Source organism: Lysinibacillus sp. FSL K6-0057 (genome assembly GCF_038630885.1).
Taxonomy (GTDB): domain Bacteria; phylum Bacillota; class Bacilli; order Bacillales_A; family Planococcaceae; genus Lysinibacillus; species Lysinibacillus fusiformis_F.
The window spans coordinates 536,685-551,676 of record NZ_CP152047.1; the positions used below are offsets into that span (position 1 = coordinate 536,685).

Here is a 14,992-nt window from a genome sequence, read left to right on the forward strand (position 1 = left end):
ACGTTCCTTGAACAGGCTATGTATGGTAGTTGTGAATAAGGGAAGAAAAATGAAGCTCATTATCATAGTATAATAAAAAATCGCGACTCTCTTTTATGACGGAGAGTCGCGGTTTTTTTATTGAACATTCGTGTAGGCTATGTATTTGTTAGTATCGATTAAGCTTTCGTTCTATTGTATCTAAACGATTATTAACATTTTGTAATTGTTTAAACATTTGCTTCATATAAAGATTTTGATCTTGCGTTTCAGTTGTTTTGGCTTGTGCCAATTCTTCCTCCTCCTGAAGAGCCAATATTGTGGCAAGGGTGGATAATGAGTAACCAAGTGTTAATATGATGGAAGCAATTACTTCAACTTTTGAAGAGGTGATTTCCCCAGCTAGTAAACCTGATTCTTCCGTTAAGTCCTCTACTTTGTTTTTTTTCATCTTTTCCCCTCCCATACAGCTAATATATGGGATATGAAGCATTAACGTATCTTGTCCTATTTTTATCTTTATCTAATAAATACTAATCGTTAACGGATTGTTTAATGTTTGTAATTTTCTAATAATTACATTGATTTTTCCATTTAAATATAGCATTATAGTAGGAATAAACAGACGCTTAGAGGGGGAATTAATGTGAATAAGGACTTTAAATATTGTAAGGAATCAAGAGTGATGCGTACAAGTCGTGTGTTTCCAAATGATGTGAATAATCATAATACATTATTTGGTGGGCGACTGATGAGCGATATTGATCAAGTTGCTTCCATTTCAGCAGCAAAGCATAGCAGGAAAGACTGTGTCACAGCTTCAACTGATTCTGTCGATTTCTTACATCCCATTCGCCCGACAGATTCTGTTTATTTCGAATCCTATGTAACATGGACGGGAAGATCTTCTATGGAGGTTTTTGTCAAAGTTATTTCTGAAAACTTGAAAACAGGAGAGAGAAAGGTGGCAGCGACTGCATTATTAACATTTGTTGCATTGGATGAAAATAATAAACCAGCGTTGGTTCCACGAGTAATTCCTGAAACAGTAGAAGAGACAAAATTGCATGAAACAGCTTCAGAGCGAGCGAAGGCACGTGCTGAACGTAAAAAGGAAAGTAAAGCATTAGCTCAATTTATATCAATGAATGATCCATGGGATTATCGGCTAGAAATGGTGGGAAATTATATGTAAAAAGAGGGGTGTCTCAAATGACTTTGAGACATCCCTTCATGCTTATATTTCAGTTACTGTTACTTGAGGAGCACCAAAACGGGATTTCGCTCCATGCATGACAGGACCTACATAATCATTTAGCGCCCAGCCGTGTGCGATGGCTGCGGATACAAACTCTTTCGCTTCAATGACAGAGTCTTTAATAGAAAGACCGTTAGCAAGATTGGCTGTTACAGAAGCAGCAAATGTACAGCCTGCACCGTGGTTATTAGTAGAAGCAACTTTTTCAGCTTCTAATAAGTAGAATGTTTCACCATCAAAGAATAAGTCTGTTGCTTTTTCAGTGGCTAGTGCTTTTCCACCTTTAATGACAACAGCTTTAGCCCCTAGTTCGTGGATTTTACGAGCTGCGATCTTCATGTCATCAATGTTTTTTGGTGTACCTGTGCCAGCTAATTGTCCCGCTTCAAAAAGATTTGGTGTTGTTACCGCTGCTAGTGGTAAAAGATGCTGAACCATAGCATCTGTGTTCCCAGGATTCAATACTTCATCGTCACCTTTACATACCATAACAGGATCGATGACAACATTTGGAGTGCCTGAATTTGCGATAGCCTCTCCAGCAATGCGAATAATTTCTTCTGTTGAGAGCATCCCTGTCTTAATGGCATCAATTCCTGTGGAAAGAGCTGTGTCAATTTGTTTTTGTAGTAACTCAGTTGGCAAAGGTGTGACGTTGTGTGTCCAGCCATTCGGGTCCATTGTTACGACAACTGTTAATGCCACCATACCATATGTACCATGCTCTTGGAATGTTTTGAGATCAGCCTGCATCCCTGCGCCGCCTGATGTATCTGATCCTGCAATTGTTAATGTTTTTTTTAGAGTCATGTAAAAGATCCCCTTTATCGTTAAGAGTTATAAAATTACCTTCTAGTATAGTCCGATTCTGATTCTATAAGAATAGCCAGAATACTATATTTTTATATGGTCAGTTTCAACTGATGCTTGAATTCATCTTTAATTTTTTGTACCGTTGTAAGAAGAGAAAGGGGCTTAAAGAACGATGAAACAAGTATTCCCGAATGATTGGCAAGAAGTACTCAAAGAAGAGTTGGAAAAACCGTACTATCAAAAACTACGTCAATTTGTCGCAAATGAATATTCGACACAAACCATTTATCCACCAATGAATGATGTGATGAACGCATTTTATACAACAGCATATCATGATGTGAAGGTTGTTATTTTAGGACAAGACCCATATCATGGACCTAATCAAGCGCATGGGTTAAGCTTTTCTGTTAAACCAGGTATTCCACATCCTCCTAGCTTACGGAATATGTTTCAAGAGCTACAGGATGATTTAGGCTGTCCAATTCCCCAAAATGGAACGCTAACAAAGTGGGCTGAACAGGGTGTTATGCTATTAAATACGGTGCTTACGGTTCGAGCAGGACAAGCAAATTCGCATAAGGAACAAGGTTGGGAGCAATTTACCGATGCTGTTATCGATCTATTAGCTGCAAGAGAAGAGCCACTAATTTTTGTATTGTGGGGTAAACCAGCGCAACGCAAAAAGCAATTAATTCGAAAATATAAAACGCCTCATGCCATACTCGAAGCGCCACACCCAAGTCCATTAAGTGCTTATCGAGGATTCTTCGGTAGTAAACCTTATTCAAAGATTAATCAACAATTAGTGGAGTGGGGCAAGCAGCCAATTGATTGGTGTTTAGAATAGATTGGCACAAATCGTTTACTTTATACACATGATCAATCATGATACATTTAATATAGAAGAAAGTGAGGGACGACGATGAAGGTGAATTGTTTCAAATGTCAATTTTTTAAAGTAACCTGGGACCCTCAAACCCCACGAGCATGTGTAGCTTATGGCTTTAAAACAAAGCAAATACCATCCGTTGTTGTGAAGCAATCCTCGGGTGTGGATTGTTTGAAATTCGTACCAAAAGTAGAAAGTGGGAGAATGTAATGATTTCTTATCAAGCCGTTATACAGCAACTTGAAAAACAATTATCTAGTGCAAAAAATGCGGGGAATGATCAGCAAATTCGTGAGGCGCTTACAGCCATCAGAGCATTATGTGATGTGGTGTTAGATTCTCCAAGTGAGACAGCATCTATCACTCCCCATAAGCATGTACCGCAGATGCTTGTAACAGAGTCAAAACCATCCACTTTATATACAGCAAAGATTGAAGAAGATGGAGCAAATGGTGATTCCATTTTTGATTTTTAATTCATTTAAAAGGTAGGGTAACGAGAAATGAAAAGATTTATCGTGACAGGTGCTCTTCATGGCCTATTAGCAGTGGCATTCGGTGCATTCGGTGCACATGCTTTAAAGGAAGTTTTAGATGAATATAGTCAAGGTATTTGGGAAACGGCTGTGCAATATCAAATGTTTCACGCTACTGGATTACTAGTTATTGGTCTATTAATGAGCTCTAAATTATTAGGTGAAGTGAAACAATTAAATCTAGCAGGAATATTCTTTAATCTTGGCATTGTTTTCTTTTCTGGTAGCTTATATGTGCTAGCAATAAGTGGTATTAAAGTATTGGGAGCTATTACACCAATTGGTGGTGTACTATTTTTAGCTGGATGGCTACTTATTATTTTAACTGCTCTCAAACATGCTCGTTAATTTTAAATTGACTCTCTTACATGATTTGTAGGAGAGTTTTTCTTTGTTATCAGTCATTTTCTAAAGATAGCAATTTAAATCCTATCCATTTTGTAAGAATTTATAGTACACTACTAATATTACTTGCAATATTTCGAAAATATCAAAAGTGAGGTTATGTAGTATGGAAAAACTATTTGCATTAATAGATGCAAACTATGATGAGATGGTAGGGATTCGTCGTCATTTACATCAATATCCTGAATTATCCTTTGAAGAAGTGGAAACGCCAGCCTATATAGCTGCTTTTCATAGAGAATTGGGCCATGAGGTTCGTGAAGGAGTGGGAGGACGTGGTGTCGTAGCGATATTACGTGGTGGAAAGTCTGGTAAAACAGTAGCATTGCGAGCTGATTTTGACGCATTAGCGATACAAGAGGAGAATGATGTACCGTATCAATCTAAAATAGCTGGAAAAATGCATGCTTGTGGACATGATGGACATACAGCTACATTACTTGGACTAGCTAAGGCACTGAATGCGATGAAGGACGAAATTGCTGGCAATGTGGTATTTATTCATCAGCATGCAGAGGAAGTAGCACCAGGTGGAGCTAAGCCGATGATAGAGGGTGGTTGTTTAGATGGCGTAGATGTAATTTTTGGTACGCATTTATGGGCGCCTACACCATTAGGAGAAATTTTAGTGAAAGATGGAGCCATTATGGCAGCTGCAGATAAAGTAGAAATCACGGTTCAAGGGAAGGGTGGACATGGCGCAGAGCCGCATCATTCCATTGATGCTGTTACCCTTGCCTCACAATTTGTCGTCAATGCTCAACAGCTTGTTTCAAGACGTATTGATCCATTGAAATCAGCTGTTTTAACAATTGGTCATTTTGAGGCCATTAATCCGTTTAATGTTATTGCTGATCGAGTAGTATTGGCGGGAACAATTCGTACGTTTGAAGAAGAAGTACGCACACAAATGGAGCAAGAGTTAGAAGCGGTATTGAATGCGACTTGTCTGGCATTTGGGGCAAGTTACGAATATCGTTACACAAGAGGTTATCCACCTGTTTATAACCATCAGAAAGAAACAGCGTTTGTGGCACAGTTGGCGTCGACTGTCCCAGGTGTAGAGCAAGTAATAACATGTCCACCATTTATGATTGGGGAAGACTTTGCGTATTATTTAGAAAAAGTACCAGGCACATTTTTCTTCACAGGGGCGAAAAAGCCAGAATGGGAAAAGGCCTATCCGCATCATCATGCACGCTTTGATTTTGATGAACGTGCAATGCTCATAGCAGCGAAAACCTTAGGTAAAGCAACTTTAACGTATCTAATAGAAAATTAATTATAGCGAATGATAAAAATCCGCATACGCTCATCGACTTTTTTGGTCAGTGAGTGTATTGCGGATTTTTACACTAGAAGATTGAATTATGGATTTTGATTAAAGTAGGCCATTTCCTCATCATACTCAGCAAAATCGAAATAAATCATAGGGAAAAGAAAACGATGATTGGATTTAAGTTCACGAATAATGACATGGTCTCTACCAGCGGCTTCTACCACACCACGAACAGTTTTTGTGTTTTTTCCCTGCTCCACTGCATGCTCAAAAGAAAAATGGAAGGTAGCAGGTTTTCCACGATTCAATCGTAAAATATTTTCTATATAGGACTCTTCACGGCCAGGTGGTCGCCCGCTTGGAAGTGTGACTGGAGGAGGAGTCATTTGTTGTTGCGTTGTTGGTGTCCAATAATAAGGCATCATCAATTATCAACCTACTTTCTTTTTAAATTTGAGGACAATCTTGTTCAGTTGGCGAGAAAAAACAATGAGATTTGAATCTGCCAGTATTCCATTGGCCATACCATTGTGCAGGACAATCACCTGCTGGCATGAAAAACCACAAAGAGCGGGTAGCTGGATGAAATCTTTCACCCTGAATAACCCTTTTAGCTAACCGAATATCTTGATCACGTGCTCGCTGATAAAAATAACCCTTTTGTGTTGCCTCAAAGCCTCCCGGACGCTGATAAACCATTTGTTCAATCGTTCGAATATCACCAAAATCTAAACAATCACCTCTTACACGATTAACGCCAACATTCCCAACCATCAGCATGCCTAACTCTCCTTCACCTTCTGCTTCGGCACGCATTAGCCTTGCGAGTAGGGCTGTCTGTGCATCATTCGTCTTAATAACAGCGATTTTCATACCTCCTCGCAGACAGTATATGCATGAAGGTATTGTAGACATGTTCAATTTTGTTAAGAAAGACAATCACACATTAAAATTACTATGCATATAGTAGTAATAGCGACAAGTACGTAGAAAATACTTCGAAACCCTGCAAGACCGATAGTTTTTTTATTAAAACGGGTAAATAGAAAAAAATAGAATTAGGGGAACGTGAGATCAAATGAATTGCATGTGTATCCAATACATGTGAGGTGATGGTTTATGGAAATTGGGGTTTGGTTTGGAATTTTATTAAGTGCAGTACTAGCTTTTCTATTAGGGGAGTTTTATGGACAGCCGCTCCATTGGTATCTCTTTATTGTCATTATTGTGATCGGTTTTTTTATTCAAACGGTTATCTTAATTTTAAAAGTAAAGGACGAGAGCTCTTAATGAAGTATGTAGAAGAAAAGTGTTGGGATTAAGAAAGTGTCATCGCAGAAGGATGGCACTTTTTTATGTTGGGTGAGTAAATTTTTTCGTGTGGAAAGCGAAGTATCAGGAAAAAAGACTACTCTTTAATAGGGGATGAATGCTTGTTTTAGCTGCTATTTCAATGAGACATCATTATTTTTATGGAAACCTTAGCCTTGCTAGTATATTAAAAATATACCGAGACATACTAAAATTGACTTTATTTTTGTTTGTATGAAGGAGCGTTTTCATGCGTATTTTTAGTATGTTTGTAGCAATCATTATCAGCGCTTTTCTGGCAGTTGGAATAGCAGAATATTATCATCAACCATATAATTGGTATTTAGTTTTTCTTATGATGCTAACTGGATTTTTTATTCACATCATTATTTTAATATTTGAATCCGAGAATGCTGAAGAAAACGAAATTTAAAAATGCGAGTCCATATTGGCGGACTCGCATTTTTAATGAGCTATTAAACAGTTAAGAATTTAACCAATTTATCGTTATCAAGTAGGTTTCCGACGAAGAATTCACCAAACTCGCCGTAGCGTGCCGATACTTCATCAAAGCGCATTTCATATACTAATTTTTTGAATTGTAGTACGTCATCAGCAAATAAAGTTACGCCCCATTCGTGATCATCGAAGCCTACAGAGCCAGTAATAATTTGTTTTACTTTACCAGCATAGCCGCGACCAATCATTCCATGAGAACGCATTAATGATTTACGCTCATCCATTGATAGCATGTACCAGTTGTCGTTCCCTTGACGGCGTTTATCCATTGGATAGAAGCATACATATTTAGCACGTGGAAGTTCTGGATATAGACGTGCACGTACATGTGGATTTTGGTAAGGATCTTCATTTGATTCGCCAGCTAAATAGTTTGAAAGCTCTACAACAGATACATAAGAATATGTAGGAATTGTAAAATCTGCTATAGCTAATTTATTGAATTCTGCTTCAAGCTCTTGTAACTCATCCATTGTTTCACGCAATGTCATAATCATAAAGTCAGCTTTTTGACCAACGATTGCATAAAAGGCATGAGCACCTGTTTTAGCGACGTCTGCTTCGTTCAGTTTTTCTAAATATGCAATAAATTCCTCTACTGCTGCTTGACGTTCCTCTGCAGAAACAAGTTTCCAAGAAGCCCAGTCGATTGAGCGGAAATCATGTAAAGCGTACCAACCATCTAACGTAATTGCTGCTTCATTCATTATTGAAAACACTCCTTTATAAGTGAATACCATTCAAAAATTAGTTTATCATAGTTTGTGCAAAATCCCTAAGTTCATGATAGTAATTCACGAATTTGACACCAACTAAAGATAATGTATTCTAAAGAGAAGAGATGTAATTAGAGGAGTACCAATATGAAACATATTTTACAACAGCCTATTTGGCGTTATTATGATCAATCCATTAGTGCGAAGCAAAGATCACCGCTTGAATCTTTTGCAACGGATGATACGTTGTGCCAATTAGTTGGTCAATTGACGTCCCCACCCACAATTCGTACATGGGTTCATGAAGCATCTGTTGTGCTCGGTATTCAAGATCATCGTTTGCCCTATGTCCAGCAAGGTATGGAATTACTAGAATCGAGAGGCTATCATCCTATCGTTCGTAACTCTGGTGGCTTAGCAGTTGTACTAGATGAAGGAGTTCTCAATATTTCTATTGTATTGTCTGAACAAACAGAGTCACTCAGTATAAACGATGGCTATGATGTGATGGTTGATCTTGTGAAGGGGTTGTTCCCAGAAGTAGCTGATAAAATTGAGGCTTATGAAATTGTCGGCTCTTATTGCCCAGGTTCTTATGATTTAAGTATTGAAGGGAAAAAATTTGCTGGCATTTCACAAAGACGCTTACGTCAAGGGGTGGCAGTGCAAATTTATTTATGTATTGAAGGAAGTGGCTCGCAACGCGCGGCACTTATTCGAGACTTTTATGACGTAAGCTTACGACAAGAGGAAACAAAATTCACTTACCCTCAAATCGTGCCTGAAGTAATGGCTTCGCTATCAGAGCTTGTTGACCCGAATTTAACAGTAGAAGCGGTCGTTATTCGTTTGCAGCAACTACTTTATCATTTGGCCCAAGAAGTTCGTCCACAATCCTTCTATGATGAAGAAATAACGTTGTATGGTTTCTATTTACAGCGTGTTTTTGAGCGCAACGCGAAAATGCTTGAACGGAAGTAAAAGGTTGATTATATGAAATAGAAAAAAGCGATGCGGCTAATTTAGCGCATCGCCATTTTCTGGTTGATAAATAGAACTACTTGTTACAAGATTTCCGTTTTTCTCCATTTTAAAAACAGGTGCAATTCGCTCTTCCTCTTCATCAAGCGTAACGAGACGTCTAGCGCGATTCATAATTTGAACAAATTGCTCGTAATCTTTGCGGATCGCTCGATTTTCTTCTTCTAATTTTGTAATGGTTTTCTCTAGTTTTTTATTTTTCTCAGATGTTACATGTACTAGTTGTCGCCATTTTGAAGATTCATTTCCTACTTCACCAGAATGCTGTAAACGTAGTAAATAAGCTATGACAATATCAAGAGAAAGAGCGGATAGCGGAATTGACTTTCCTTCAGCAGCACTATTATTTACTGTAAACATACTAGAAGTACGGCGTCTTGCTGGGGCTCCCAACACTCGCATTCTCTCTTTTCTTTCCTTTTTAGCTTCTGCTAATTGTCCCTCGTATTCTTTACGAACAACAGCATTCCAACGAAAACCACAGGCTGCCGCAGTACGATTTAATGCATCACCGGCTTCTTCGAAGGCATTTAGCTGTGTGCTGCCCTCTGTTACATGACGGATTACCGCTTCTGCTAGTAATTCATCGTTTTCTTTTAACCAAGCATCTTGTCTTATTTTACTCATATTAAAATCCTCCCACCTTTATCTGGAACTTGTTATTTAAGATTAGCATGACCAATCTTTTAACCTTTTATTCATCTATGTAGAAGGAATTATGCTTGAATAGAAGGGGAAAAGTGCGATACAATACCCGATGTAGGTTTGTGCACATGCTGCATACTTAAATATGTGAAGGTCATGTGTTCAATAGAGCGAGATTATGTTTGAAAAAATACTATATAGAAAGGGTTGTTGACAAAATGGCAAACGAATTTAAAGTTTGCGATGAATGTCAGGCCGTTAACTTAAAGACGTTAATTCCAAAATTAAAGGAAATCGATCCTGATGCAACCATCGAAATTGGCTGTCATTCTTACTGTGGTCCAGGACGCAAAAAGACATTTACCTTTGTAAATAGCCGCCCAGTTGCTGCGTTAACAGAAGATGAACTAATGGAAAAGGTTTTAGCAAAATTAAAAAAGTAAAATGAAAAGCTATCTCTACTTGAGGAGATAGTTTTTGTTTTGCTTATTTTTATATGTTGAGAAATTAGACCAATATAGATTTAAAAATAATGATGAAAGTAATGGAAATAGGTTGTTAATATCTATAGAAAAATGGCAATAAGTATGCTAGTCCTAGATTTATCGCATATAATAGAACTATAACAAAATGGGGGTGCTATCCAAATGACATATGCAAACGCTAAATTAGAAGAAGAAAAGGTATTTAAAGACCCAGTACACCGTTATGTACATGTTCGAGATCAAGTGATATGGGATTTAGTGGGTACAAGAGAATTTCAGCGTTTACGTAGAATTCGTCAGCTAGGTACCACATTTTTAGTATTTCATGGAGCGGAACACAGTCGCTTTAGTCATTCTCTTGGGGTTTACGAAATTGTACGTCGCATAGTAGATGATATCTTTGTTGGTCGTCCAGATTGGGATGAAAGTGAAAGACTATTAGTATTATGTGCAGCCCTTTTACATGATTTAGGGCATGGACCATTTTCTCATGCTTTTGAAAATGTTTTTGAGCTTGATCATGAATATTACACAAGGCAAATTTTGTTGGGTGATACGGAAGTAAATGCTATCTTAAAAAAAGTGGCAGATGATTTTCCAGAAAAGGTATCACAAGTGATTGGAAAGACATATCCAAATAAGCAAGTAATTAGTTTAATTTCTAGCCAAATTGATGCGGATCGTATGGATTACTTACAACGTGATGCTTATTTTACAGGTGTTAGCTACGGTCACTTTGATATGGAACGGATTTTGAGAGTAATGCGTCCGCGTAAAAATCAAGTGGTGATCAAAGCAACAGGCATGCATGCGGTGGAAGACTATATAATGAGTCGCTATCAAATGTACTTACAAATTTATTTCCATCCTGTGTCACGAAGCGCAGAGGTAATTTTAAATAATATTTTAAAAAGAGTAAAACAATTAAGCTTAGCGGGCTATACATTTAAGCATGAGCCTACTCATTTCCTAGCATTCTTCCGTAATGCTATTACATTAGAGGATTATCTTGCGTTAGACGAGAGTATACTTTTTACATATTTTCAGTTATGGATGCAAGAGGAAGATGCTATTCTAAGTGATTTAAGTCGCCGCTTTGTGAATCGCAAGCTATTTCAATACATTGATTTAGACCCTGGTGTGGAGCTCAATAAATATCAAAAACTCCAAGAGCTTTTCAAAAAGGCAGACTTGAACCCTGATTATTATCTTGTTCATGATACAACGGCAGATCTACCATATGATTTTTACAGACCTGGTGAGGAAGAAGTCCGTGTACCTATTTTTCTAGAAATGAAAAATGGTGAGCTGCGGGAACTTTCACGTGAATCCATTATTGTCGATTCCATATCAGGACGTATGAAACGAGATCATAAAATCTATTTTCCATTAGATTTCTTAGAGGATGAAGCTACACATCCAACCATCAAACAGCAAATACTAACATTGTTAAGAAAAGACGAAAAGTAAGTTGTAGCTGGCACTAGCATTTTCATGAAGTGATTATAAAAAAGGGTAGAGCGCTCTGTTGTGCTCTACCCATCTTACTATTATTTGTCGCTAAAACGAACGCCTGCAACGCCGTAATGGTTTTTAGACATTTCTTCGATAAAAACTGTTACATTTTCTGCAGGTGCATTCACTGTGCGAGATACGGCCTCTGTTACTTCCTTTACAAGAGCACGTTTTTGTTCCTCTGTACGACCTTCAAGCATTTTCACTGTTACGTATGGCATAATATTGCCTCCTTTATAGAATAATGTTGTATAGTTAGTTTATAAGAAAGTATAAACTTCTTACTTGCGTTGAGGCATATGCGCGATGGCGAAAATAGTGATTGTTTCGACAAAATATGCGTTGATATGCTTTCCTTTATAATAGCAGAATGGAGGATATTTAAGTATGGCAAATGAAGAAAAACCAAAACAAAAAATGGGTTTTACGATTATAAAAAATGATCCAACAGATGGACATAAAGGGTTTGGTATCGGTTCACTTTCATTAGAGAATGTATCGCCGGTTATTGTTGATGTAGAAGAGGGAACGGCTTCTGTTGAAATTGGTGCCATGCATGCACGGAGTGACGTAGAGCGTGGTATTAAATTTACAATGGACCGTGCTGATTCAGAGGGTGGAAAACCATATTGGCTCGTATGGGTGACGATAGATCATAAAGAAGATGGGCCTTATTATGCGGGTGTAACAGCTTGTGAAATGGTTGTTAACCGTGAAAAAAGACGAGGCTATAAAATTCTAGCTGACCATGTGAATAAAATGGATAAATCCATGAAGCGTCATATTATTGTGGAGCATATGGATGCACCGTCTAAAAAAGTGTTAGCTACTTTCCTTGAGCAACTTAATCCAGACTTGTGGGGACGTAGTGGGGAGCAATTGCGTCAAGACTTATTTGTCGAATAGACTCATAATGATTGAACAATCTGTGACATTTTGCAATCGCTTTCGATATTAGGTTGAAAGTGGGTTTGAAACAAAGTACACTTGATGCAGAGCTTACATTTTAGTAAGCTAGGACACTTGGTCTCGCGAATGCGATGAGCGCTATGCGGCATTTGAACAACCCAAACCCAAGCCAAATGCCCCATGATGCTCATACTTCGCGGACCATAAAAAAGAAAAGCTTTCTGTTCCCACGGACACGTCTCCGGGGAAGAGAAAGCTTTTCTTATTTTTTCGTATATCAGTTACTTTGTCGAGAGCCTTCATAACTTACAACGTATTAGGTTTAAAAAGGTTTCCGGATTATTGTTTGTTTTTTAGTCCTTAAATATAGAGAATGGTAGCATATTCCAAAATTCTCCCCATGTATTACTGTCAAGAATGTCGAAATTTGTACATTTCTCAGTCGGTACATCCTTAGATTCCATATATACAAGACGTTGTTTAGGACATGCGTCAGTCGCTAATTTACCTGTTTCGATATCAATGACAACACCTTCAACACCTTTTGGCTTTTTGAAATCTTCATTTTTTGTACCTTTATTAACAGCTTCCATAAAGTCAATCCAGATTTGCTTTGTTGCAGCAGTATCTTCCTTCGTCGTAAGGTTTTTACCCTGATCATAGCCATTCCATACACCAGCAGTAAGTCTTGGTGTAAAACCGATTAACCATTGATCACTATTGGTAGAGCCTGATTTAGCAGCATATGTGTGTGTCATACGTGAACGAATACTAATTCCTGTAGCAGGTGAATAGTCACTGAATACCGGATCAAAAATACCTGTCATCATTTCTGTTAAGATGTATGCATTTTCTTTGGAAATGGCTGTTTCCGCTTTACTTGCAACAACTTTGTTTTCATAAATAACATCCCCATGTGCATTTTTAATGGATACAATGGTTGTTGGTGTTGTTTGCTGTCCTTGTGATGCCAAAACATTATATGCATTCGTCATTTCATACAATGTTGTTTCAATCGTACCAAGTGCAATTGATAAATTATCCTTCGCACCAATCCCTACATTAAAACGGTTTGCCATATCATGAAACTCTTTGAAACCAATGTCCTCTAAGGTTTTTACTGCGTAAATATTATCCGAGATAGCAATGGCTTGTGCCATCGTCATATCATGATCTGCGAATTGACCATTGACGTTTTTAGGTGCATAAGTGCCACGCCCATTATCATAAGTAAAAGTTGTTTCACCAACATCTAAAAAAGTTAGTGGTGTATAACCATTTTCAAGCGCCGCTGCATATAAAATCGGCTTAATAGTAGAACCTGGTTGACGTTTGGCTTGTGTAACCCGGTTAAATGAGCTTACTGAATAGTCACGACCACCGACTAATGCAGTGACAGCTCCTGTTTTCGATTCCATACTCACGAACGCAGATTGCAGATCATTAGCAGGCATATTTTTGGCTACCGCTTCTTCAGCCGCTTTTTGATGCTCTAGATTAAGCGTTGTTTGAATCGTCCAGCCGCCTTCACTAATATCGAGATTTTTTGATTTTAAAATTTCACTTGCTTCTTGCCAAGCCACATCTAGGAAATAAGGGGCAACAGATTTGGTTGCAACCCAGCTATCATTTTTTAAGACAAGCTGTTCATTTTCAGCACGCGCTTTTTCTTCTTGTGTAATGGCGCCTTGGTCTGCCATAAGTTTTAAAATAACGTGTTGACGATTGGTAGCCTTATCTAAATTGGCAATTGGTGAATAAATGCTTGGACCTTTTGGTACACCTGTTAGCATTGCTGCTTCTGCAAGCGTTAAATCACTAGCAGATTTCCCGAAATAAAAACGGCTGGCAGCTTCTACTCCATACATACCGTGACCGTAATATACTGTATTTAAATAGCCCTCTAGTATTTCGTCCTTATCATAAAAAACTTCTAATCTATAAGCATACAGGGCTTCGTTCAATTTACGTGTCCAAGACTTTTCATGGGAAAGATAAAGGTTACGAGCATATTGTTGTGTAATGGTACTAGCTCCTTGAACCTTTCCACCAGCCTTTATATCCACTAAAATGGCACCAGCAATACGTGAATAATCGAAACCGCCATGTTCATAAAAATCCTTATCTTCAACAGCAACTACAGCTTCCTTTAAATAAGGTGACATCTCATCGAGACCCACCCAATATCTTCGTTGATTTGTAAAGTGATCTCCAATTTGGTGCTCATTTTCATCTAAGAAAATGGAAGCCTTTGGTACGGTTAAAGGCGGTGCACCAGCCACTTGAACATAGATGCGGAGTGCGACAAATGCTACAACAATTGCAGATGTAAAGGCGACAAATAGCGTAAGACTTTTGCGTGTGCGCTTTACACGCTGTTGCTTTCGATGATAGCTTTTTCGTTTCATCCGACTTCACCTCGTTTTCTCACAGCTTCGAACTTAGCTTTAGTATGTGTTCGAACATTCATCTTTAATCGAAATTCTAACTAAAAACTATTGCACTTTATTCAAAAACATCTATACTTTTTTTGTACTACTTGAAATGCTGGCATTCGACAAAAAAATCGCACCTTGTAGATTTTAATCGAAATTTGCTAGACGTTCCAATAATGTATACGAGGATAAAAGGATACAGGTTTCATTACAATCCTGTAAGCCATAATAGAAGAAGTCGGAAAAATGATGAT

20 protein-coding genes are annotated in these 14,992 nt (G+C 38.0%); 12 read left to right on the top strand and 8 right to left on the bottom strand.

Translation table 11 applies throughout. The features are described from left to right. Positions 1-148 precede the first annotated feature (148 nt). Positions 149-430 carry a hypothetical protein gene (locus tag MHB40_RS02520; protein ID WP_048393429.1) on the bottom strand — a complete coding sequence of 94 codons (282 nt, stop codon included), beginning with the start codon at positions 428-430 and terminating at the stop codon, positions 149-151. A 195-nt stretch (positions 431-625) separates the two neighbouring features. On the opposite strand from MHB40_RS02520, the gene MHB40_RS02525 reads away from it, so the two are divergent. Then, the gene (locus MHB40_RS02525) at positions 626-1,174 is read left to right on the top strand and encodes an acyl-CoA thioesterase (protein WP_205446734.1); all 549 of its coding nucleotides are present in this window, start codon (positions 626-628) and stop codon (positions 1,172-1,174) included. 42 nt (positions 1,175-1,216) lie between these two features. Here MHB40_RS02525 and thiD read toward each other — a convergent pair whose 3' ends face one another. Next, entirely contained in the window at positions 1,217-2,047 is an 831-nt protein-coding gene (thiD, locus tag MHB40_RS02530) for a bifunctional hydroxymethylpyrimidine kinase/phosphomethylpyrimidine kinase (protein WP_205446735.1), read from the bottom strand. Positions 2,048-2,222: 175 nt separating this feature from the next. On the opposite strand from thiD, the gene MHB40_RS02535 reads away from it, so the two are divergent. The 5 genes from MHB40_RS02535 to MHB40_RS02555 all read left to right on the top strand — a co-directional run bounded on the left by MHB40_RS02535 (position 2,223) and on the right by MHB40_RS02555 (position 5,165). Beyond that, positions 2,223-2,900, top strand: coding sequence for a uracil-DNA glycosylase (locus MHB40_RS02535; protein WP_342442397.1), 678 nt, complete (start codon positions 2,223-2,225; stop codon positions 2,898-2,900). Between the two features lie 75 nt (positions 2,901-2,975). After that, complete coding sequence (locus MHB40_RS02540; protein WP_205446737.1) at positions 2,976-3,152, top strand: uracil-DNA glycosylase; 177 nt, start codon at positions 2,976-2,978, stop codon at positions 3,150-3,152. Then, positions 3,152-3,418, top strand: coding sequence for a YwdI family protein (locus MHB40_RS02545; protein ID WP_342442398.1), 267 nt, complete (start codon positions 3,152-3,154; stop codon positions 3,416-3,418). Before MHB40_RS02540 ends, MHB40_RS02545 begins: the two co-directional genes overlap by 1 nt. 27 nt (positions 3,419-3,445) lie before the next feature. Continuing rightward, on the top strand, positions 3,446-3,826 hold the full coding sequence (locus tag MHB40_RS02550; RefSeq protein WP_205446739.1) for a DUF423 domain-containing protein: 381 nt from the start codon (positions 3,446-3,448) through the stop codon (positions 3,824-3,826). A 163-nt stretch (positions 3,827-3,989) separates the two neighbouring features. After that, positions 3,990-5,165, top strand: coding sequence for a M20 family metallopeptidase (locus MHB40_RS02555; RefSeq protein WP_342442399.1), 1,176 nt, complete (start codon positions 3,990-3,992; stop codon positions 5,163-5,165). Positions 5,166-5,251: 86 nt separating this feature from the next. Here MHB40_RS02555 and gerQ read toward each other — a convergent pair whose 3' ends face one another. Together gerQ and MHB40_RS02565 are read right to left on the bottom strand one after the other, a co-directional pair. Then, the gene (gene gerQ, locus MHB40_RS02560) at positions 5,252-5,587 is read right to left on the bottom strand and encodes a spore coat protein GerQ (RefSeq protein WP_004227629.1); all 336 of its coding nucleotides are present in this window, start codon (positions 5,585-5,587) and stop codon (positions 5,252-5,254) included. A 22-nt stretch (positions 5,588-5,609) separates the two neighbouring features. Next, complete coding sequence (locus tag MHB40_RS02565; RefSeq protein WP_004227631.1) at positions 5,610-6,035, bottom strand: cell wall hydrolase; 426 nt, start codon at positions 6,033-6,035, stop codon at positions 5,610-5,612. A 246-nt stretch (positions 6,036-6,281) separates the two neighbouring features. Here MHB40_RS02565 and MHB40_RS02570 point away from each other — a divergent pair, with 246 nt between their 5' ends. Both MHB40_RS02570 and MHB40_RS02575 read left to right on the top strand, forming a co-directional pair. Next, positions 6,282-6,452 (top strand): hypothetical protein, encoded by a 171-nt coding sequence (locus MHB40_RS02570; protein ID WP_016993377.1) that lies wholly within the window; start codon positions 6,282-6,284, stop codon positions 6,450-6,452. 271 nt (positions 6,453-6,723) lie between these two features. After that, positions 6,724-6,906: a hypothetical protein gene (locus MHB40_RS02575; protein WP_016993376.1), complete on the top strand. Its 183-nt coding sequence runs from the start codon at positions 6,724-6,726 to the stop codon at positions 6,904-6,906. Positions 6,907-6,949: 43 nt separating this feature from the next. Here MHB40_RS02575 and hemQ read toward each other — a convergent pair whose 3' ends face one another. Beyond that, positions 6,950-7,699, bottom strand: a complete 750-nt coding sequence (gene hemQ, locus MHB40_RS02580; RefSeq protein ID WP_053993171.1) for a hydrogen peroxide-dependent heme synthase — start codon at positions 7,697-7,699, stop codon at positions 6,950-6,952. Positions 7,700-7,855: 156 nt separating this feature from the next. Here hemQ and MHB40_RS02585 point away from each other — a divergent pair, with 156 nt between their 5' ends. Beyond that, positions 7,856-8,689, top strand: a complete 834-nt coding sequence (locus MHB40_RS02585) for a lipoate--protein ligase family protein (RefSeq protein WP_342442400.1) — start codon at positions 7,856-7,858, stop codon at positions 8,687-8,689. Between the two features lie 36 nt (positions 8,690-8,725). Here the strand turns inward: MHB40_RS02585 and MHB40_RS02590 are convergent, their stop codons facing one another. Beyond that, a complete protein-coding gene (locus MHB40_RS02590; protein WP_205446743.1) occupies positions 8,726-9,376 on the bottom strand; it encodes an RsfA family transcriptional regulator in 651 nt (216 codons plus the stop codon). A 236-nt stretch (positions 9,377-9,612) separates the two neighbouring features. Here MHB40_RS02590 and MHB40_RS02595 point away from each other — a divergent pair, with 236 nt between their 5' ends. After that, entirely contained in the window at positions 9,613-9,837 is a 225-nt protein-coding gene (locus MHB40_RS02595; RefSeq protein WP_004227652.1) for a DUF1450 domain-containing protein, read from the top strand. A 204-nt stretch (positions 9,838-10,041) separates the two neighbouring features. Next, positions 10,042-11,349 carry an HD domain-containing protein gene (locus MHB40_RS02600; protein WP_205446744.1) on the top strand — a complete coding sequence of 436 codons (1,308 nt, stop codon included), beginning with the start codon at positions 10,042-10,044 and terminating at the stop codon, positions 11,347-11,349. Between the two features lie 80 nt (positions 11,350-11,429). Here the strand turns inward: MHB40_RS02600 and MHB40_RS02605 are convergent, their stop codons facing one another. After that, positions 11,430-11,615, bottom strand: coding sequence for a 2-hydroxymuconate tautomerase (locus MHB40_RS02605; protein ID WP_004231516.1), 186 nt, complete (start codon positions 11,613-11,615; stop codon positions 11,430-11,432). Between the two features lie 166 nt (positions 11,616-11,781). Between MHB40_RS02605 and MHB40_RS02610 the strand changes: the two genes are divergently transcribed. Next, complete coding sequence (locus MHB40_RS02610) at positions 11,782-12,300, top strand: YwhD family protein (protein ID WP_205446745.1); 519 nt, start codon at positions 11,782-11,784, stop codon at positions 12,298-12,300. Between the two features lie 356 nt (positions 12,301-12,656). Here MHB40_RS02610 and MHB40_RS02615 read toward each other — a convergent pair whose 3' ends face one another. Continuing rightward, complete coding sequence (locus MHB40_RS02615; protein ID WP_342442401.1) at positions 12,657-14,711, bottom strand: PBP1A family penicillin-binding protein; 2,055 nt, start codon at positions 14,709-14,711, stop codon at positions 12,657-12,659. Positions 14,712-14,992 lie beyond the last annotated feature (281 nt).

What these genes read in the sequence shown, in the direction of transcription:
- MHB40_RS02605 (WP_004231516.1), bottom strand. Translation starts at nt 11,615, where the DNA reads ATGCCATACGTAACAGTGAAAATGCTTGAAGGTCGTACAGAGGAACAA.
- MHB40_RS02535 (WP_342442397.1), top strand. Translation starts at nt 2,223, where the DNA reads ATGAAACAAGTATTCCCGAATGATTGGCAAGAAGTACTCAAAGAAGAG.
- MHB40_RS02585 (WP_342442400.1), top strand. Translation starts at nt 7,856, where the DNA reads ATGAAACATATTTTACAACAGCCTATTTGGCGTTATTATGATCAATCC.
- MHB40_RS02615 (WP_342442401.1), bottom strand. Translation starts at nt 14,711, where the DNA reads ATGAAACGAAAAAGCTATCATCGAAAGCAACAGCGTGTAAAGCGCACA.
- MHB40_RS02575 (WP_016993376.1), top strand. Translation starts at nt 6,724, where the DNA reads ATGCGTATTTTTAGTATGTTTGTAGCAATCATTATCAGCGCTTTTCTG.
- MHB40_RS02590 (WP_205446743.1), bottom strand. Translation starts at nt 9,376, where the DNA reads ATGAGTAAAATAAGACAAGATGCTTGGTTAAAAGAAAACGATGAATTA.
- MHB40_RS02595 (WP_004227652.1), top strand. Translation starts at nt 9,613, where the DNA reads ATGGCAAACGAATTTAAAGTTTGCGATGAATGTCAGGCCGTTAACTTA.
- thiD (WP_205446735.1), bottom strand. Translation starts at nt 2,047, where the DNA reads ATGACTCTAAAAAAAACATTAACAATTGCAGGATCAGATACATCAGGC.
- MHB40_RS02550 (WP_205446739.1), top strand. Translation starts at nt 3,446, where the DNA reads ATGAAAAGATTTATCGTGACAGGTGCTCTTCATGGCCTATTAGCAGTG.
- MHB40_RS02610 (WP_205446745.1), top strand. Translation starts at nt 11,782, where the DNA reads ATGGCAAATGAAGAAAAACCAAAACAAAAAATGGGTTTTACGATTATA.
- MHB40_RS02570 (WP_016993377.1), top strand. Translation starts at nt 6,282, where the DNA reads ATGGAAATTGGGGTTTGGTTTGGAATTTTATTAAGTGCAGTACTAGCT.
- gerQ (WP_004227629.1), bottom strand. Translation starts at nt 5,587, where the DNA reads ATGATGCCTTATTATTGGACACCAACAACGCAACAACAAATGACTCCT.
- MHB40_RS02565 (WP_004227631.1), bottom strand. Translation starts at nt 6,035, where the DNA reads ATGAAAATCGCTGTTATTAAGACGAATGATGCACAGACAGCCCTACTC.
- hemQ (WP_053993171.1), bottom strand. Translation starts at nt 7,699, where the DNA reads ATGAATGAAGCAGCAATTACGTTAGATGGTTGGTACGCTTTACATGAT.
- MHB40_RS02600 (WP_205446744.1), top strand. Translation starts at nt 10,042, where the DNA reads ATGACATATGCAAACGCTAAATTAGAAGAAGAAAAGGTATTTAAAGAC.
- MHB40_RS02545 (WP_342442398.1), top strand. Translation starts at nt 3,152, where the DNA reads ATGATTTCTTATCAAGCCGTTATACAGCAACTTGAAAAACAATTATCT.
- MHB40_RS02520 (WP_048393429.1), bottom strand. Translation starts at nt 430, where the DNA reads ATGAAAAAAAACAAAGTAGAGGACTTAACGGAAGAATCAGGTTTACTA.
- MHB40_RS02540 (WP_205446737.1), top strand. Translation starts at nt 2,976, where the DNA reads ATGAAGGTGAATTGTTTCAAATGTCAATTTTTTAAAGTAACCTGGGAC.
- MHB40_RS02555 (WP_342442399.1), top strand. Translation starts at nt 3,990, where the DNA reads ATGGAAAAACTATTTGCATTAATAGATGCAAACTATGATGAGATGGTA.